Raw genomic sequence first — 18,052 nt, forward strand, 5'->3', positions numbered from 1 at the left:
TAGCGTTGTCCGCATGAGTAGCGACTGGCTGGGCGGGGGCGTCGTCTGGGCGCTCGCCGCCGTTCTGTGGGTCGCCTACCTGATCCCCACGTGGATGCGCAGGCGGTCGTACAACGCGACCGAGCGCAACGCGGTGAGGCTGCAGCAGACGCTGCGGATCCTCGCCGAGACCGCGGAAGTGCCCGAGCACGTGCGTGCGGAGGCGACGGCCCGCGAGGTGTCGCTGCAGCAGCGACGGCTCCGGGTGACCGAGACACGACGACGAGCCGAAGAGAAGGCACAGGCGATGGAGCTGGCACAGGCGGAGAAGGCGGCGCGCGACGCGCTGCGACGGGCGACCGCGAGCGCACGGCGGAGCACGCGGTCAGGGCCCTCGGTCCTGCGCTGGCGCCAGGGCGCCGCGCTGGCCGTGCTGGTCGGGGCGGTCGCCGCGCTGGTCGGGCTCGTGATGCTGCCCTTCGGCGGCACGGGTGCGGTGCCGCTCGTCGGCCTGCTCCTCGCCGTCGCGGGGCTCGGCACGCTGATCCTGCTGGCTCCGGGTCGCCGGCGCGCGGCCGCTCCGGCCGCAACAGCGACGACGGCCGCCGCGACCGAGCGCCGGCGCGCCGAGGTCTTCGAGGCCGAGCTCGCCGAGGAGGCGGCGGACGACGCCTCCGAGGAGCTCGCCGAGGACCGTGCGAGCTGGACGCCGCAGCCGCTCCCCAAGCCGCTCTACCTCTCCCGGGGCACGGTCGCCGCCTCCGCGATGGCGTCGATCGACGCCGTGGAGCGCCTGCGCACCGCCGCGGCGGAAGCGGAGCTCGCCCAGCGCGCCGCCGCGACCGCTCCCGAGGTGGCGCCGCTGCGCGTCCCGCGTGCTGCCGCTCCCGCTCCCGAGGCGCCGCGTCCCTCCTCCCGCTTCGCCGCGATGGGCGTCGTGGACGGCGTCGACGCGATCGACCTCGACCAGGCGCTGCAGCGCCGCCGCGGGGCCTGACCCGAGTGCGAGGCGCCTGCTCGTCCGTGCTAGTGTGGACGAGTTGTTCGGGCCGGTGACGGCTCGGAAGGCACGGGTCCGTGGCGCAGTTGGTAGCGCGCTTCGTTCGCAATGAAGAGGTCAGGGGTTCGAATCCCCTCGGATCCACCACCACGGAAGGCCCGCTCGAGAGAGCGGGCCTTTCGTGTTCTCCCGGCGGCCGGATCGGGAACCTCGCCTGTTCGGCGGGTCGACCGCCTCGCGGCCTCGACGCGCTCGTCGGCGGAGGAGTGGTCCGTTGGATCGGCTTCGGTACTAGGCGTCTCCGCCGATCCTGGCTCGACCGCCGAGGACGGCGACTCCCGTCGAGACTCCGGCGACTGCGACCATCGCGACGATGCCCAGTGCCCGGAGCACGAACGCCTTGTGCTCCGAATCCTTGAGTGCTTCGTCGTCGATCGCTTCTTTGAACAGCCGAAGGACCGAGTAGCGGTCCGCCGCGCTCAGGGTGTCACGATCCAGTTCGCGGTTCAGGACGGCGCGGTACTCGGCGAAGGCCCTGTGAACCTTCTTCTGACTCTTCCAGTTGGCTCGAACGGCTGAACTCGCCTGATCTCGCACTTCACTGAACGAGTCGAGGACGAGATTCTTGAAATCCGGGAACTGCTCGACGACCTTCAGGGCGAGCTCCTCGCTCATGTTCGGCAGCTCGGATGCGAACGCTATGAACTTCTCTTTCGACAGATTCCTCCAAGAGTCGATACCGATCCTCTGCTTGAGATCGTCCTCGTTCGAGTAGTCCATGCTGATCCCTCTTCCCTCCACGGCGACGGCCGATCATCGCTTCAGAGTATCGAGGAGGAGCCGTCGGTCCACGTGCTCTCCGGGCGGGAGAGCGCGCGGGCCGGTCGTGCAGGTCCTGACGATCGGGCGCCCGAAGCTGTGGGCCGCCCGCCTCCGTGCGTCCTCCGTGTCCCCCATCCGGGCCGCGCCGGACGGGAGCCGCCCTCCTCCGGTCCGTCGGGGGATCCGCGGCGACGTACGCTCGCCCCTCGTGCTCTCGCAGCACGCGAGGCACTCGAATGATGGACGACCAGGGGACGGGACGACATGGGGACCACAGCACACAGGGCACGGCGGAGAGCAGCAGGGGTCGGCGCGGGGGCGATCGCGCTCCTGGCGGGGCTCCTGGCGGCACCGCCGGCGCAGGCGTCCGGGACGCAGACGCTGCTCGCGCTCGGCGACTCGATCACGCGCGCGGCCACGACCTGCGGGGTGAACCGCGACTGCGTCGAGAACTCCTGGGCGACGGGATCGGCGCCCGCGGTCGACTCGATCGCGAACCGGATGGCGGCGGCGGATCCGCGGACGGCGGTCCGCGCGGTGAACTACGCGAAGTCGGGCGCGGTCATCAGCGGAGTCGAGTCGCGGATCGACGCCGCGGTCGCGGCCGGGGAGGAGCCGGACGTGGTCACGCTGCTGATCGGCGGCAACGACCTCTGCTCGCTGAGCCTCTCGCCCGACTCCCGCGACGGCTACGCGATGACGCCCGCGGCCTCCTTCGCCGCGTCGGCGACCCGGATCCTGCGCTCGATCGGCGAGGAGTGGCCGGAGGCGACGGTGCTCGTCGGCTCGGTCCCGGACATCGAGTCGGAGTGGGAGGCCGTGAAGCCGACGCCGGGCGCCGCGATCTGGGCCTGGGGCGGGGTCTGCCGGACCCAGCGCGGAGTCGACGCCACGACCGGAGCCCCGCTGACCGGCTCGGCCTACACCGCCTCGCTCGCGGCGGCGGAGGACCGGGAGGCCGCCTTCAACGAGGCACTCGAATCGGCCTGCGCATCCGCCGCGAACGACTGCGTCTGGGACGGCGGCGCCCTCACGGCGGCTCCGATCTCGCTCGACCAGCTCTCGACGGACGTCGACTACTTCCACCCGAACGTCGCCGGCCAGGCGATGATCGCGGAGGAGCTGTGGACGGCCTGGGGCCTCGGCGACGAACCGGCTCCGACCCCGACCCCGACTCCCACGTCGGCGCCCACCGCGGCTCCTGCTCCGGCACCCACGGGCTCGCCCGCGCCGTCGCGCGACACGACGGCTCCGAAGACCGTCATCACCGCGCCGACGAGCGGATCGACGGTGCGCGGCTCTGTCACCCTGGTCGCCACCGCCAAGGACGACGTCGGCACGACGAAGCTGAGCTTCTGGAGCGGAGCCACGCGGCTGGGCGACGCGACGAGGGCGTCGGACGGCACGTGGCGCCTGACCGTCTCGGCCTCCTCCTACCCGGCCGGGCGGTACGCGATCGTCGCGCACGCCTACGACGCCGCAGGGAACCTCGGGCGGAGCTCTTCGATCACCCTCAAGCGCTGAGCGGCTGAGGGGGCCGTCCGTCACCGGCCCCCTCAGCCCCGCGCGACGAGCAGCACGTCGGGACGATCCCAGTTCTCGACGGTCTGCAGCACCCAGAAGATCCCGAAGAGGGCGAGCGCGACGGCCTCGCCGAGCAGGAGCCACTGCTCGCCGAGCAGCTCCGCTCCCCGCCCCGTGAGCAGCAGGAGCACCAGCGCCGCATCGACCGCGGCGATCAGCACCGCGAGAACGGCGTAGCAGCGGGAGTAGAAGCGCGGCTTCCCCGGCCCGCTCGCTCCCTCCTCGCGCACCGCGACGGCGTGCAGACCGGCGGTGACGGCGATGAGGAGGAAGAAGACGCCGGCGGCGGCGTAGTGGCCGAGCCGCAGGAACGACGGGAGCGTGCTCCAGGCCGCCAGCGCGATCAGGAGGGCGGCGGCGATCGCGGTGCGGACGAGCGCCCAGCGGTCGAGGACCCGGTCGAGGGCGAGCAGGATCACGGAGGCGACGAGGACGGCCGCGGCCGTGACCAGGTAGGCGGGCAGGGAGGCGGCGACCTCATCCGCGGCCGTCGCGGGAAGGCACGACGCCCCTCCCGCCGGGCACGCCGCTCCCTCGAGGCGCTGCAGCTCCTCCGAGGCGAGGGGCACCGGCACGATCGCGATGACCGGCGCCGTCATGCCCGCCAGCAGCAGGAGGAAGCGCCGCACGCTCCTCCCGGCGAGGACGACCAGCGCGACGCCGACCGCGAAGAGCGCCCCGGTGAAGAGGGAGCGGACCGGGGTGTAGTACGAGGCGCTGATCGAGCGCAGCGGGCCTCCGACGACGAGCTGGTGGACGAGGCCGGCCGTGAGGAGCACCACGGCCGCCACCAGGGAGAGGCGGACGTAGCGGTAGGTGCGGAGGGAGGAGACGGCACCGCCCCCGCCCAGCGCGTCGCCGCGGGCCACCCGGCTACTCCGCGCGCAGGCCGGAGGAGGCGAGGGCGAAGTCGACGTCGATGCGGATGGCGACGCGGAGGGAGTTCGGGCGCGGGGTGCGGTAGCGCTGGGAGTAGAGCTCGACGGCGTGCTGCACGGCGTCCGGCTCCTCCTCGATCGTCGCCGGACCGCCCAGGCTCAGCCACCGGATGCCGTCGACCTGCCCGACCGTCGCGGTGCCGCCCCGCCGGACGTTGAGCACCTTCTGGCTCTCGCGGGAGGTGATGACGCGGACGACGCCGTCCTCGTAGGTGAAGCCCACGGCGACCACGTGCAGGCGGCCCTGGCGGCCGGGGGTGGAGAGGGTGGCCAGGTGGCGCTCGGTGACGAAGGCGAGGCCGTCGGCGCTCAGGATGCTCATCCCGCGAGCGTAGCCGGAGGCGCCGACGCGCTCCTGGGGGCGGACCGCCGGTCAGCCCTCGAGGATCAGCGCCTCGCCCTGGCCGCCTCCGCCGCAGAGCGCGGCGACGCCCAGACCGCCGCCCCGGCGCCGGAGGGCCAGCGCCAGGTGCAGGGCCAGCCGTGCTCCGGAGGCGCCCACCGGGTGGCCGAGCGCGATCGCCCCGCCGTCGGGGTTGACCGCCTCGGGCTCGACGCCGAGATCGTCCGCCGACTGGAGGACGACGGAGGCGAACGCCTCGTTGATCTCGATCAGGTCCAGGTCGGACACCGCTGCACCGCGGCGGCCGAGCGCCCGGAGGATCGCCGCCGACGGCTGTGAATGCAGGGAGTTGTCCGGTCCGGCGACCTGCCCGTGCTCGGCGACGGTCGCGAGCCAGGGCAGTCCGCGCTCGCGGGCCCAGCCGCGGGACACGACGACCAGCGCGGCGGCGCCGTCCGTGATCGGGGACGAGCTGCCCGCCGTGATCGTGCCCTCGGGCGAGAACGCGGGGGCCAGCCGGGCGAGCGTCTCGACCGTGCTGTCCTCCCGGATCCCGTCGTCGGCGGACACGACGAGGTCCGGTCCGCGCCGCTGCGGAACCGCGACCGGCACGATCTCCTCGGCGAGCACGCCGGTGGACCGTGCCGCGGCGGCCCGCTGGTGCGAGAGCGCGGCGAAGGCGTCCTGGCGCTCGCGGCGGATGCCCCGCGCGGCGTTGCCGTCGTCGGTCACCCTCCCCATCAGGCGGCGGTCGAACGGATCGAGCAGGCCGTCGTGGAGGAGTGCGTCCTCGAGCGGACGCGGACCGACACCCAGGCCCGAGCGGGATCCGAGCAGGAGGTGCGGCGCGTTGGTCATCGACTCCTGCCCTCCGGCGACGACCACCTGCGCCTCGCCGAGCCGGATCATCCGCGCCGCGTCGATCACCGCGGTGAGACCCGACAGGCAGAGCTTGTTGATCGTGACCGCCGGGACGTCCCAGCCCAGGCCCGCGAGGACCGCGGCCTGCCGGGCGGGGCCCTGACCGGCGCCGGCCTGGATCACCTGGCCGAGCACGACCGCGTCGACGTCGGCCGCGGAGGCGCCCGAGCGCTCGAGAGCCCCTCGGATGGCAGCGGCGCCGAGCTCGACGCCCGAGAGCGGCGCGAAGGCTCCGGAGAAGCGGGCGAACGGGGTGCGGGCGCCCCCCAGGATCACGGGGGTGGTGTCGTCAGTGGACACGGGGACTCCTTCTCGACGGTGAGAGCGGGGGAAGCGGTGGGGAGACGGATGCCGGATGCCGGCCCGGGTCAGGGAACGAGCAGGATCTTCCCGCGGACGTGGCCGTCCTCGCTGAGCCGATGCGCCTCGGCGGCCTGCTCGAGCGGGAGGCGCGGACCGGTCGCGACCGCGAAGCGCCCCTCGCTCGCCAGCCGGGCGGCGAGCGGCACGCCCTCGCGGCGGAGGCGCTGCTCCTTTTCGGTCAGCGGCACGGGACTGCCGCCGCTCCAGGCCCGGACGCCCAGCTCTGCCGCACGAGGGCCGGCGACCACCGTTCCGACGTGCTGCGGATCCGCCACCAGCGCGAGCGAGGCGGCGAGCGCCTCGTCCGTCCCGGCCGCGTCGAGCACGCGGTCGACGCCCTCGGGCGCTGCGGCGCGCAGCCGCTCAAGCAGCCCGGGCCCGTAGGCGACCGGCACCGCTCCGAGCGCGCGCAGCGCCTCGTGGTTCGCCGGGCTCGCCGTGGCGATCACCCGGGCTCCGCGGTCGACGGCGAACTGGATCGCCGCCCGTCCTACCGCGCCGGCGCCCGCGTGGACCACGAACGTCGATCCCTCCGCGACGCCGAGCGAGACCACCGCCTGGTAGGCGGTGGAGACCGGGATGCCGAGCGCGGCCGCCTCCTCGAAGCCGAGTCCGTCGGGGAGCGGGTCGAGGGAGTCGGGGGAGACCGCGACGGCGGTCGCGTAGGTGCCGGTGGCGCCGCTGACGATCACCCGGTCGCCGACGCTCCAACCGGTCACTCCCGGACCGACGGCGGAGACCACGCCGGAGCCGTCCGACCCGAGCCTTCGCGGACCGTCGAACGGCGGGCTCGGGCGCAGGCCGGAGCGCACCTTCCACTCGATCGGGTTCACGCCGGCCGCGCGGACGGCGACCACCACGGTGCCGGGCCCCGCCTCGGGCTCCGGCGCCTCGACGGTCTCGAGCACCTCGGGCCCGCCGATCCGCTCGTACTGCACGATCCTCGCCATGTCGTCCTCCTCCTCGCGGGCCACCGCCCGCTCCGGTCGCCTCAGTCCAGCAGACTCTCGCGCACCTGGCGGCGTAGCACCTTGCCGATCAGCGAGGTCGGCAGCTCGTCCACCGGGACGATCCGCTTGGGTACCTTGTAGGGCGTCAGGTGCAGCCGGCAGAAGTCGCGCAGCGCCTCCGGATCCACGGCCGTCCCGGCCCGCAGGACCACGGCCGCCGCGACGCTCTCGCCGCCGTCCTCGCGGGGGAGCCCGACGACGGCCGCGCGCGTCACGTCCGGGTGCGACTCCAGCACTCCCTCGACCTCGGAGGGGGAGACGTTGAAGCCGCCGGTGATGATGAGCTCCTTGGCCCGGTCGACGATCGTCACGAAGCCGTCGGCCGAGACGGTCGCGATGTCGCCCGTGCGCAGCCAGCCGCCGGGGAGGAGGGCCTCGGCCGTCTCCTCCGGCCGCTTCCAGTACCCCTGGAACACCTGCGGCCCCCGGAGCAGGAGCTCGCCGGACTCGCCCGGGCCGCGGTCGACCGACGGATCGGCGGGGTCGACGAGGCGGATCGTCGTGCTGGGGAACGGCACGCCCACCGTGCCGGGCCGGCGGGTCGGGCCGACCGGGTTGCCGAGGGCGACCGGCGAGCTCTCGGTCATGCCGTAGCCCTCGACCAGGAGTCCCCGGCTCGCGCGCTCCCACCGGTCCACCGTCGCGACCGGCAGGCTCATCGCTCCCGAGATCGCGAAGCGGATGCCGCGCAAGTCGAGCTCGTGGCGCTCGGAGGCGCGGGCCAGCGCGTCGTACACGGGCGGCACCGCGGGGAGGAAGGTGGGCGGCGACGACTTCGCGGCCGCCTTCACGAGGCCGACGTCGAAGGTCGGGAACAGCACGACCTTCGCGCCGATGCTGATCGCGAAGGTCAGGCACAGCGTCAGCCCGTAGGCGTGGAACAGGGGGAGCACCGCGTAGAACGTCTCGTCGCCCTCGCGCAGGCCCGGCACCCAGGCGCGGCCCTGCAGGGCGTTCGCGCGGAGGTTCGCGTGCGAGAGGATCGCGCCCTTGGGCGTGCCGGTGGTGCCGCTCGTGTACTGCAGCAGGGCCGTGTCGCCGAGGACCGGGCGGGGGTGCGAGCGCGCGATGCGGCGGTTCTTCAGCAGCGACGCGAAAGGCACCAGGGAGCGGCTGCGGGGGGTCGCGGTCAGCTTCTCGCGCGACCGGCGCACCGACGGCAGGGGGAGCCGCAGCGCCAGGCGCTTGCCGAGCGGGAAGGAGCGGGTGAGGTCGACGGAGACGACGCGCTCGATGCCCAGGTCGGCGGGCATGGTCGCGACGACGTCGGCGATCTTGTCCCAGACGACCGCGAACCGGGCGCCGTGGTCCTCGAACTGCCGCCGCAGCTCGCGCGGCGTGTAGAGCGGGTTGTGCTCGACCACGATCGCTCCGAGGCGGAGAGCCGCGTAGAACGCGACGACGTGCTCGGGGCAGTTCGGGAGCACCAGCGCGACGCGGTCGCCGGCGCGCACGCCGAGGCGCCGCAGGCCCTCCGCCGCGCGCGCGACCTGCTCGCCGAGCTCGGCGTAGCTGGTCTCGGCGCCGAAGAACTCGAGGGCGGTGCCGCGGCGGTACCGCGCTACCGAGTCCTCGAGCAGGTCGACGAGGGTCTGGGTGGGAGGGTCGATCTCGGCGGGCACGCCCTCCGCGTAGGAGGTCAGCCACGGCTTCGTCGCCAGGTTCGAGGATCCGGAGGTCACGGGCCGAGTATCGGGCACCCTCCTCCGCACTTCCTCCGAGGCGCGCGGAGGGGGTGCCGCGCCGGGCGCGGGAGCGGCAGGCTGGCGGCATGAGCGCAGCCATCGACCTCCTCCGCGACGCCTTCGGCCGGGTGCACGAGAACGTGCACGCCGTCCTCGACGACAGCACCCCCGATCAGCTCGCGTTCCGCGCGGACGCCCGCTCGAACTCGCCCGCCTGGCTCGTCTGGCATCTCGTCCGGGTGCAGGACGACCACCTCGCCCCGCTCGCCGGCCACGAGCAGGTGTGGACGGCCGACGGCTTCCACGGCCGGTCCGGCCTGCCCTTCGGGCCCGACGAGACCGGCTACGGGCAGGAGGCAGCCGAGGTGGCGGCGCTCGCCGCGGTGCCGGCCGCGCTGCTCGCGGAGTACGCCGACGCCGTGCACCGGCAGACGCTCGCCCTCCTCGACACGCTCGGCGACGAGGACCTCGAGCGCGTCGTCGACGAGCAGTGGGATCCGCCGGTGACCCTCGGGGTGCGGCTGGTCTCGGTGATCGACGACGACACGCAGCACGTCGGCCAGGCCGCGTACGCGAAGGGTCTCGCCGAGCGCTCGGCGCGCTGAGCCCGGCCTCTACGCTGGCGGGATGCGCGCGCTCCGGACCCTGCCCGCGAGCGCGGTCCTCGCCCTCGCCACCGCGCTGACCCTCGTCGACTCCTGGATCCCCTCCTACTGGAACGACGAGGCCGCGACCCTCCGCCTGGCGCGGCTCCCGGTGGGCGAGCTCCTCGCCTTCGTGCAGGAGAAGGACGCGGTGCACCTGGTCTACGGCCTGCTGATGCACGGCTGGATCGCGATCGCCGGTGAGTCGGAGCTCGCGGTGCGCGCGCCGTCCGCTCTCGCCACGGGAGCGGCGGCGGCGGGCGTCGTCGTCCTGCTGCGCTCGTTCCACCGGCCCCGGGCGGCACTCCTCGCCGCCGCGGTGCTCGTGCTGCTCCCGCGGTCCTCGTTCTCGGGGACCGAGGCGCGATCCTCCGCTCTGGCCACCGCGCTCGTGGTGGGAGCGGCGGTCCTCGTCGTGCGGGCGGCCCGCTCCGGAGGCGCCCTGCGCTGGACCGCGTTCGCGGCCGTCGCAGGTCTGGCGAACGCCGTGTTCCTCTACTCCGTGCTGGTGCTGCCGGCTCTCGTCGCTCTCGCCGCGGCCGCGGCGCCCCGGGGTGCCGTGCGGGCTCTCCCGGCGAGCGCCCTCTCGGCACTGGGCGCCGTGCCGGTGCTGCTCCTCGCCGCAGGGCAGAGCGGCCAGGTCGGCTGGCTCCGCTTGCAGCCCGTGACCGCGTTCACCGTCCTGGTCGAGCCGTTCTTCGGATCCGCGTGGTGGCTGGCCGGGATCGCCGTCGCGCTCCTCGCGGTCGCCGCGGTGCGGGGCGGCCTGCGCGGGCCGCTCCTGCCGGCCCTCGTCCTCTGGATCGTGCTGCCGACGGCGGTGCTGGTGCTCGGGACCCTCCTCGTCGAGCCGATGTTCACTCCGCGCTACCTCGCGTCGAGCACGCCCGCTCTCGCGGTCCTCCTCGGCCTCGCGCTCGACTCGTTCAGGGCCCGGACGGGCGTCGCCCTCCTCGCCCTGATCGCGGTGGCCGCCCTGCCGGTCCTGGTGCAGATGCGCACGGTCACCGGGAAGCCGGCCGGGCAGGATCTCCGCGGTCTGGCGGCCGCCGTCGAGGAGCGGGCCCGTCCGGGCGACGCCGTCCTCCTCGGCTCCTCCGGGACGGTCTCGCTCCGGCCCCGGCTGGCGCTCGCCGCCTACCCGGAGGCGTTCGCGGGCGTGGACGACGTCGCCCTCGCCGCTCCGTACGGGACGACGGGGACGTACTCCGACGTGCTCCTGGAGGGCGAGGCCCTGCTCGCCGCGCTCGCCGGGGAGGACCGGGTCTGGCAGGCGCTGCCGGAGGGCGAGGCGGACACGGTGCTCGCTGAGGCGGGGTTCGTCGCGCGCGAGCGGATCCGGGTGCCGACAACGGTGCTGACGCTGTGGGAGCGCCCGGAGGGCCGCTGATCCGGAGCGCTCGGGGCGTCGCAGCCCCGGAGTGGAGAGACGCCGGAGTGCCCGGAGCCCCGCCGACGGGGAGCCGCTACCCTTGTCCCCGGCGCCGTCGCAGAGCGGTGGCGTCCGCGGAGCGAGGACCGCGCCACCGAGAGGACCCGAACGTGACGTTGCCCGAGACCACCACCACCGCCATCGCGAAGCGGAAGGGGCGCGACGTCGCCCCCGAGATCGCGCGCTCCTGGCTGCTGGTGAACGCCACCCGCACCGAGACGTTCGACGCCGCGCACGCGTCCCGCGCCGACCAGATCGTCCTCGACATCGAGGACGCGGTCGACCCCAAGGCGAAGCCCGACGCGCGGACCGACGTCGCGGAGTGGCTGACCGGCGAGAAGCGCGCCTGGGTCCGCATCAACGACCACTCCACCCCGTTCTGGTCCGACGACGTCGACGCGCTGAAGGGCCTGCCCGGCCTCGCCGGCGTCATGCTCGCCAAGACCGAGGCCGCTGAGCACGTCACCGAGACCTTCGATCGCCTCGGCGGCTCCACCCCGGTGCTCGCCCTGGTCGAGTCCGCCCTCGGCATCGAGGAGGCGGTCTCGATCGCCCGCGCCCGCGGCACCTTCCGCCTCGCGTTCGGCAGTGGCGACTACCGCCGCGACACGGGCACCAGCGCCGACGACCTCGCGATGGCCTACCCGCGCTCGCGCCTGGTCGTCGCCTCGCGCATCGGCGACCTGCCCGGCCCGATCGACGGCCCGACCGTCTCGAACAGCCACCCCGTGCTGCGCGAGCAGTCCGCGCTCACGGTCTCGCTCGGCCTCACCGGGAAGCTCTGCCTCGACACCGAGCAGCTCGCCGTGATCAACGAGGTCATCAGCCCGACGCCGTCCGACGTCGCCTGGGCCCGCGACTTCCTCGACGACTTCGAGGCCCGCGGCCGCGTCATCCGCGACGGCAGCGACCTGCCCCGGCTGGGCCGCGCCAAGAAGATCGACAAGCTGGCCACGGCGTTCGGCGTCAACCCGCTGTGATCCGTCGCGGGGAGGGCGCCACCGCGGCACACTGAGGGAGCCGCGGAGACCCTCCCGCGCAGGACGGAGACTCCGATGGGCGCGGTCAGCACCTTCCTCTGGTTCGACGACGGCGCGGGGGAGGCGGCGCGCTTCTACACGGAGCTGGTGCCGAACTCGCGGATCACCGGAAGCCAGGTGCTGCCGGAGGGCTCCCCGTCGCCCGGCGAGGTGCTGTCGGTGACGTTCGAGCTCGACGGGCAGCGGTTCCAGGCGATCAACGCCGGGCCGCGGTTCCCGTTCACCGAGGCCGTCTCGATCGTCGTGACCGTCGGCGGCCAGTCCGAGCTCGACCGGCTGTGGGACGCCTTGATCGCGGACGGCGGCGAGGAGAGCCGGTGCGGCTGGCTCCGCGACCGCTGGGGGCTGTCCTGGCAGATCGTGCCGGAGGTCCTCCCGCGTCTGCTCGGAGGCGCCGACCCCGAGGCGTCCGCGCGCGCTCTGCAGGCGATGCTCGCGATGAGCCGCCTCGACATCGCGGAGCTGGAGCGGGCCCATGCCGGCGCGTGACTCCGCCCGCCCGCGCCGCTCGACCTCGCTGCGGCGCGCGTACCTCCGCGACTACCGCTACGCCTACGGCTCGCGCTTCGTGCACCTGCGGGAGGGCTGGGACGTGTCGCGGTACGCGTCCGGCGACGGCGCTCCGGTGCTGCTCATCCCCGGGATCTATGAGACGTGGCAGTTCCTCCGGCCCATCGCCGAGAGGTTGCACGCGGCGGGCCATCCGATCCACGTGCTGCCCGCGCTCGGCTACAACACGCGGCCGATCGTCGCGTCGGCCGGACTCGGCCAGGACTACCTGCGCGAGCACGATCTGCGCGGAGTCGTCGTCGTCGCGCACAGCAAGGGCGGCCTGATCGGCAAGCACATGATGGTCGTCGACGACCGCGAGGACGGGCGGATCGAGCGCATGATCGCCGTCTCGACCCCGTTCAACGGCTCGTCGCTCGCACGGATCGCCCCGGCGCGGGCGCTCCGGGAGTTCGCGCCCCACCGCCCGCTGATCCGCACCCTGCTGGCCGAGCGCGAGGCCGACGCGCGCATCACGTCGATCTACGGGATGCGCGACCAGTACATCCCCGGAGGGAGCCGCCTCGCCGGGGCGCACGAGAACATCGCGGTCTCGGTGGTCGGCCACTTCGCGCTGCTCTCGAGCCCGAAGGTGCTCGACCTCATCGCGGCCCGGGTCTGAGGCCGGACCGGATCCGCTGGACTCGCCGCCCGGGTGAGGCGCCTGCCGTGCGGCGCGTCCTCGACCGGAGGACGGCCGCCTCAGCGACGGGCCGAGCCGCCCGCCGCACTCAGGACCAGGGAGTGAGCAGCACGAGCGGGATCTGCCGCTCGGTCTTCGTCTGGTACTCGGCGTAGTCCGGCCACGCGGCGACCGCGCGCTCCCACCAGGCCGCGCGCAGATCGCCCTCGAGCACGCTCGCGGCGTAGTCCTTCTTCACGGGCCCGTCCTGCAGCTCGACGTGCGGCTCCTTGAGCATGTTGCCGTACCAGACGGGGTGCTCGGGCGCGCCGCCCTTGGACGCGACGACCACGTACTCGCCCTCGTGCTCGACGCGCATCAGCGCGGTCTTGCGGAGCTTCCCGCTCTTCGAGCCGACGGTGGTCAGGACGATGATGGGGCGGCCGCGGAGGAGGTTCCCCTCGGCTCCGCCGGTCCGCTCGTAGAGCTCCGCCTGCTCGCGGGCCCACTCGGACGTGCTGGGTTCGTACTCTCCGGTCAGCGGCATGCCTCCGATCGTACGGCCGCGGCGGCCCCGGTGGCCGACCCGTGTGCAGGAGGATGGAGCGGTGTTCTCCGCAGACCCGTTCGACCGAGCCCGTATCGCCCTCCTGCGCGACGACCTGATCCGCGCCCGCTACGGCGTGGACGCCGTGCGGGGGCTCTGGGGCGACGAAGCGGCCGAGGCGCTGCACCGCGGCGACCGGGTCCCCGCCCGCCGCGCCCTCGAGCGCAGCGGCGACCACGACGCGCTGGCCACCCTCGCCCGCCTGTTCCTCCTGGCCGATCCCGTCTCGGCCGACGACGCGGACGAGGCGTTCGGCGCTCTCGCGCTGGAGGGGGCGGTGGAGCTCGGGCTGGTGCGCGTCGAGGCCGGAGCCGTCGTCACCGCGGCCCTCGACCTGCGCCCCTACGACGTGGTCGACCAGCGCGGCGCTGCCTCCTGGTGGATCGCCTCCGACCTCGGGGAGCTCGCCCTCGGCCGCGCGCTCGACGAGGACCACGTGCTCGGCGTCGGCGGCGCGAGCCTCACGCTGACCGGCCTGATGATCCAGCGACCCGTCGGCCGCGTGCTCGACCTGGGGACCGGCTGCGGGATCCAGGCGCTGCACGCCTCCCGCCACGCCGAGCAGGTGGTCGCCACCGACATCTCCGAGCGCGCGCTCGCGCTCGCCTCCTTCACCGCGGCGCTCAACGGGATCGAGAACATCGAGTTCCGCCTCGGCAGCCTCTACGAGCCGGTCGCGGGGGAGCGCTTCGACCACATCGTCACGAACCCGCCGTTCGTCATCACGCCGCGAGCCGAGGGCGTCCCCTCCTACGAGTACCGCGACGGCGGGCTGGAGGGCGACGAGATCGTGCGCCGCGTCATCCTCGGAGCAGCCGAGCACCTGGTGCCCGGCGGTGTCGCGCAGCTCCTGGGGAACTGGGAGTACCGGGAGGGCGCGGACGCCTTCGACCGGATCGCGGCCTGGCTCGCCGACGCCCGCAGCCCGCTGGAGCAGGCGCTCGAGGCGGGGCCCGAGGGGCTCGACGCCTGGATGGGCGGGACCGCCTCTCCGCTGGACGTCTGGGTCGTGGAGCGCGAGCGTCAGGATCCGGCGGTCTACGCCGAGACCTGGATCCGGGACGGCGGCACGACCCGCGGCCCCGCGTTCGACGCGCTGGTCGACGCCTGGCTGACCGACTTCGAGCGGCGCGGGGTGACCGGCGTCGGCTTCGGCTACGTCACGCTCCGCCTGCCCGAGCAGCCCCGCCCGCCGATCCGCCGCTTCGAGCGGATCACCACGCCGGTCGCGACCGCGGGCCTGGGCGGCCACCTCGCCGCCTGCCTCGACGCGGCCGAGGCCCTCGCGTCGATCGACGATCGCGCTCTGGCGGGTCTCGCCCTGGTCGTCGCCGGAGACGTCACGGAGGAGCGGCACTACTGGCCGGGCAACGACGATCCGACGGTTCTGCGGCTGCGCCAGGGCGGCGGGTTCGCCCGGGTCGAGGAGGTCGACACGGCGCTCGCCGCCGTGGTCGGCGCCTGCGACGGCGAGCTCTCGGTGGCGGCGATCGCGGCGGCGGTCGCCTCGCTCCTCCAGGTCGAGGAGGAGGCGGTGTCCGACTCCGTGCTGCCGCGGGTGCGCGAGCTGGTGGCGACGGGGCTGCTGCGGCTGCCCCAGGGGGAACGCGGCTAGAAGAGGGTGGCGGAGTCCTCGACGGGGGGCGCAGCGGCCGCGGCGGGCGCGGCGGCGGCCGTCGGCCATCCGGGTCCGGCGTCGACGGGCTGCCGGCGCTGGTAGGCGGTCGCGGCGCTCCGGGCGCGGAGGTCGGCGGCCTCGTTCATCCGGTGGTTGGCGTGCCCCTTCACCCACTCGAAGGTGACGGCCCGGCCCTGCAGCTCCTCGTCGAGCGCCTTGATGATCTCGACGTTCATCACCGGCTTGCCGTCGGCCTTGCGCCAGCCCTTCCGCTTCCAGCCCGGCAGCCACTCGGTGCAGGCCTTGATGGCGTACTGGCTGTCGCAGAGGATGTGCAGCGGCTCCTCCTCCTGCGCGGTCGCGCGCAGCAGCTCGAGCACCGCGGTGAGCTCGCCGATGTTGTTCGTGCCGTGCGACCAGCCGCCCGCGGCCCAGCGCTCGTCGTCGACGTACCAGGCCCAGCCGGCGGGGCCGGGGTTGCCCAGTGCGGACCCGTCTGCGGCGGCGATGATGCTCACGTGCGTCTCTCCTCGTGCTCTCGGTGCTCGCGCCGGTGCGGCGCCCTCCGAGGGTAGTCGGCGGGCGGGGCGGTCCGCGGCGCGCGGCGCGGAGTCAGGCGGAGGAGGAGCGGCGCGCGATCGTCACGCGCGTCGAGTACGGCATCGCGACGGTCCCGCTCCCGCCCGACTCCTCGTCCACCACGGCGTCGACCGCCGCGAGGACCGCGGCGCGCTCCTCGTCGGGCATCGCGATGACGGAGCTGCGGGACGCGAACATGTCGCGCACCCCGGCTCGGTCCAGCTCGAAGGACCACTCGAAGGCCGCGAACGCCACCCGCTCGAGAGCGGAGCCGAGCGGCGGCCGGAGCGTGTCGAAGCGCTCGGCGGAGGAGGCTCCGGCGACCTCGCCGAGCCGGCGCACCCAGGGGACCGACTCGTCGCGGATGTTCCACACCAGCGCGAGCACGCCCTCCGGCACCAGGACGCGGGCGACTTCGGCTCCCGCGCGCTCGGCGTCGACCCAGTGCCACGACTGCGCGGCGGTGACGAGCTCCGCGGAGGCGTCCGCGGCGGGGATCGCCTCGGCCGTCCCCTCCTCGGGGCGGACCCCCGGCAGATTCGAGGCGAGCCGCGCGAGCATCTCCGCGTCGGGCTCGACCGCGGTCACGGCGAGGCCGCGGGACGCGAGCGACGCGGTGAACTTGCCCGTTCCCGCGCCGAGGTCCACGGCGCGCAGCCGATCGGAGGCGTCGGCTCCCGCCGCGCGGGCCCGCTCCGGGAGGAAGGCGCCCGCCACCCGCGCGGGGGCGTGCCCCACGATCCAGTCGACGGCGTCGTCGGGGTAGCCGGGCCGCCCGCGGTCGTAGGCGTCGACCGCGCTGCCGAAGGAGCGTCCGAGGCCGCTCATCGCTTCTCCGCCGCTCGCGCGAGCACGTCCACCGCGTAGCCGTAGCCGGCGATCCCCGCGCCGACGATCACGGCGATCGCGACGTCCGAGAGGTAGGAGTGCTGCCGGAACGGCTCGCGCCGGTGCACGTTGCTCACGTGGACCTCGACCATCGGCAGCTCGGTCGCGAGGACGGCGTCGCGGATCGCGATCGACGTGTGCGTGAACGCCCCGGCGTTGAGCACCACTCCCGAGACGGAGCCGCGAGCCGCGTGCAGCCGGTCGACGATCGCGCCCTCCGAGCTGCTCTGGAAGGTCTCGACCGTGAAGCCGTGCCGCTCGGCCGCCTCCGCCGCCAGCGCCTCGGCGTCGGCGAGGGTGTCCGAGCCGTAGAGCTCGGGCTCGCGGGTGCCGAGCAGGTTCAGGTTCGGGCCGTTGAGGACGAGGATCGGCAGCTTCACGCTCCGACCCTAGCGCCGGCCGTCCCCGCGAGCGGGAGCGGCGGCAGCGCCGCGCTGCCGGCCGTCCCCGCGAGCGGGAGCGGCGGCAGCGCCGCGCGCAGGAGGATCAGCTCGCGCGCACGGGCGTCCAGACGCCGGTCCTCCTCGGTCCGCGGCTCGAGAGGCGGGACCGGCTCGGCCGCCCCGTCGGAGCCCCGCACCACGAAGACGCTCCGGCACTGCGTGGTCAGCTCCAGCTCGCCGGTCCGCGGGTCCCCGGAGCGCACGTGCACCGCCAGGTGCATGCTCCGGGCGCTCGTGTGGATGAGGCGCGCCTCCACCTCGACGAGGTGCCCGATGCGCACCGGACGGTAGAAGTGGATCCCGCCGGAGTAGACGGCCACCGCGTCGCGGCCGGTCCAGCGCTGCGCGACCGCGTCGGCCGCCTCGTCGATCCAGCGCATCACGATCCCGCCGTGGGCGTTGCCGCCCCAGTTGACGTCGCCCGGCGCCGCGAGGAAGCGGAACACGATCCGCGGACCGGTGCCCTCCTCGGTGTACTCCTGGGCGCGCATCACGTCGTGCAGCCGTCGGCGGCCGTCGATGCGCGCGGCGGCGCCCTCGGCGAGGGACAGGTCCTCGATCGAGCGGGGCCGCCACTCCGGGACCGACCGCGGCCTCTTCTCGTCGTCGACGGCCACGAACACGAGGAGGCAGTGCGTGGCGTCCTCGTAGAGGCCGGTCCGCGGATCCGCCTGCGCGACCTGCACCAGCACGTGCATGCTCGTGCGCCCGGTGTGGATGACGCGGGCGGTCGCCTCGATCAGGTTGCCGACCGAGATGGGCCGGGTGAAGTGGACGTTGCCGACGTACGCCGTCACGCAGTAGCCGCCGCTCCAGCCCACGGCGCAGGCGTAGCCGGCCTTGTCGATCCACTCGAGGACGCGGCCGGCCTGGGCGCTGCGGCCGTCGGCGGTGGCGTCCTGCGGGGCGGCGAGGAAGCGGAGCGTGATGCGGTCGGTCATGGTGCCCGTCGTCGTGGGAGCGGAAGGGGAGAGTGGACCCGCGG

Annotated in this window: 19 protein-coding genes and 1 tRNA gene; 9 read left to right on the forward strand and 11 right to left on the reverse strand. The window is 74.4% G+C overall.

Translation table 11 applies throughout. From position 1 onward, the window contains the following. The first annotated feature begins 13 nt into the window (after positions 1-13). Positions 14-976, forward strand: coding sequence for a hypothetical protein (locus C5C74_RS00250; RefSeq protein WP_104350765.1), 963 nt, complete (start codon positions 14-16; stop codon positions 974-976). 74 nt (positions 977-1,050) lie between these two features. Further along, positions 1,051-1,126, forward strand: a tRNA-Ala gene (locus C5C74_RS00255). 144 nt (positions 1,127-1,270) lie between these two features. On the opposite strand, the gene C5C74_RS00260 is transcribed toward C5C74_RS00255, so the two are convergent. Beyond that, positions 1,271-1,759: a hypothetical protein gene (locus C5C74_RS00260; protein WP_104226443.1), complete on the reverse strand. Its 489-nt coding sequence runs from the start codon at positions 1,757-1,759 to the stop codon at positions 1,271-1,273. 306 nt (positions 1,760-2,065) lie between these two features. On the opposite strand from C5C74_RS00260, the gene C5C74_RS00265 reads away from it, so the two are divergent. Beyond that, positions 2,066-3,325 (forward strand): GDSL-type esterase/lipase family protein, encoded by a 1,260-nt coding sequence (locus tag C5C74_RS00265; protein WP_104297209.1) that lies wholly within the window; start codon positions 2,066-2,068, stop codon positions 3,323-3,325. A gap of 32 nt (positions 3,326-3,357) precedes the next feature. Here C5C74_RS00265 and C5C74_RS00270 read toward each other — a convergent pair whose 3' ends face one another. From C5C74_RS00270 to C5C74_RS00290, 5 genes are all read right to left on the reverse strand, one after another. Then, the gene (locus C5C74_RS00270) at positions 3,358-4,254 is read right to left on the reverse strand and encodes a hypothetical protein (protein WP_104350766.1); all 897 of its coding nucleotides are present in this window, start codon (positions 4,252-4,254) and stop codon (positions 3,358-3,360) included. A 4-nt stretch (positions 4,255-4,258) separates the two neighbouring features. Beyond that, a complete protein-coding gene (locus C5C74_RS00275) occupies positions 4,259-4,645 on the reverse strand; it encodes a pyridoxamine 5'-phosphate oxidase family protein (RefSeq protein ID WP_104226440.1) in 387 nt (128 codons plus the stop codon). 51 nt (positions 4,646-4,696) lie between these two features. Then, entirely contained in the window at positions 4,697-5,887 is a 1,191-nt protein-coding gene (locus C5C74_RS00280; protein WP_104232853.1) for an acetyl-CoA C-acyltransferase, read from the reverse strand. Positions 5,888-5,955: 68 nt separating this feature from the next. Continuing rightward, on the reverse strand, positions 5,956-6,900 hold the full coding sequence (locus C5C74_RS00285) for an NADP-dependent oxidoreductase (protein ID WP_104317898.1): 945 nt from the start codon (positions 6,898-6,900) through the stop codon (positions 5,956-5,958). 41 nt (positions 6,901-6,941) lie between these two features. Beyond that, a complete protein-coding gene (locus C5C74_RS00290) occupies positions 6,942-8,642 on the reverse strand; it encodes a long-chain-fatty-acid--CoA ligase (RefSeq protein WP_104246706.1) in 1,701 nt (566 codons plus the stop codon). A gap of 89 nt (positions 8,643-8,731) precedes the next feature. Between C5C74_RS00290 and C5C74_RS00295 the strand changes: the two genes are divergently transcribed. From C5C74_RS00295 to C5C74_RS00315, 5 genes are all read left to right on the forward strand, one after another. Beyond that, positions 8,732-9,250: a DinB family protein gene (locus C5C74_RS00295; protein ID WP_104317888.1), complete on the forward strand. Its 519-nt coding sequence runs from the start codon at positions 8,732-8,734 to the stop codon at positions 9,248-9,250. A 22-nt stretch (positions 9,251-9,272) separates the two neighbouring features. Continuing rightward, a complete protein-coding gene (locus C5C74_RS00300) occupies positions 9,273-10,679 on the forward strand; it encodes a glycosyltransferase family 39 protein (protein WP_104350767.1) in 1,407 nt (468 codons plus the stop codon). A gap of 158 nt (positions 10,680-10,837) precedes the next feature. Then, positions 10,838-11,701, forward strand: a complete 864-nt coding sequence (locus tag C5C74_RS00305; protein WP_208543400.1) for a CoA ester lyase — start codon at positions 10,838-10,840, stop codon at positions 11,699-11,701. A 75-nt stretch (positions 11,702-11,776) separates the two neighbouring features. Beyond that, positions 11,777-12,250, forward strand: coding sequence for a VOC family protein (locus tag C5C74_RS00310; RefSeq protein ID WP_104223207.1), 474 nt, complete (start codon positions 11,777-11,779; stop codon positions 12,248-12,250). Beyond that, positions 12,237-12,932 carry a triacylglycerol lipase gene (locus tag C5C74_RS00315; protein ID WP_104249466.1) on the forward strand — a complete coding sequence of 232 codons (696 nt, stop codon included), beginning with the start codon at positions 12,237-12,239 and terminating at the stop codon, positions 12,930-12,932. Before C5C74_RS00310 ends, C5C74_RS00315 begins: the two co-directional genes overlap by 14 nt. A gap of 109 nt (positions 12,933-13,041) precedes the next feature. On the opposite strand, the gene C5C74_RS00320 is transcribed toward C5C74_RS00315, so the two are convergent. Continuing rightward, positions 13,042-13,479: a nitroreductase family deazaflavin-dependent oxidoreductase gene (locus C5C74_RS00320; RefSeq protein ID WP_104223205.1), complete on the reverse strand. Its 438-nt coding sequence runs from the start codon at positions 13,477-13,479 to the stop codon at positions 13,042-13,044. A 61-nt stretch (positions 13,480-13,540) separates the two neighbouring features. On the opposite strand from C5C74_RS00320, the gene C5C74_RS00325 reads away from it, so the two are divergent. Beyond that, complete coding sequence (locus tag C5C74_RS00325; protein WP_258064065.1) at positions 13,541-15,154, forward strand: methyltransferase; 1,614 nt, start codon at positions 13,541-13,543, stop codon at positions 15,152-15,154. Here the strand turns inward: C5C74_RS00325 and C5C74_RS00330 are convergent. From C5C74_RS00330 to C5C74_RS00345, 4 genes are all read right to left on the reverse strand, one after another. Continuing rightward, positions 15,151-15,675 carry a ribonuclease H gene (locus C5C74_RS00330; protein ID WP_104350768.1) on the reverse strand — a complete coding sequence of 175 codons (525 nt, stop codon included), beginning with the start codon at positions 15,673-15,675 and terminating at the stop codon, positions 15,151-15,153. The two genes, C5C74_RS00325 and C5C74_RS00330, sit on opposite strands and share 4 nt — an antisense overlap. A 94-nt stretch (positions 15,676-15,769) precedes the next feature. Further along, positions 15,770-16,564, reverse strand: a complete 795-nt coding sequence (locus C5C74_RS00335; RefSeq protein WP_104350769.1) for a class I SAM-dependent methyltransferase — start codon at positions 16,562-16,564, stop codon at positions 15,770-15,772. Next, a complete protein-coding gene (aroQ, locus tag C5C74_RS00340; protein ID WP_104223201.1) occupies positions 16,561-17,004 on the reverse strand; it encodes a type II 3-dehydroquinate dehydratase in 444 nt (147 codons plus the stop codon). Before aroQ ends, C5C74_RS00335 begins: the two co-directional genes overlap by 4 nt. Further along, positions 17,001-18,008 carry an acyl-CoA thioesterase gene (locus C5C74_RS00345; protein ID WP_104350770.1) on the reverse strand — a complete coding sequence of 336 codons (1,008 nt, stop codon included), beginning with the start codon at positions 18,006-18,008 and terminating at the stop codon, positions 17,001-17,003. The genes aroQ and C5C74_RS00345 overlap by 4 nt, the downstream gene beginning before the upstream one ends. Positions 18,009-18,052: the final 44 nt, after the last annotated feature.

This window comes from Rathayibacter sp. AY1E8, from assembly GCF_002931415.1.
GTDB lineage: Bacteria > Actinomycetota > Actinomycetes > Actinomycetales > Microbacteriaceae > Rathayibacter.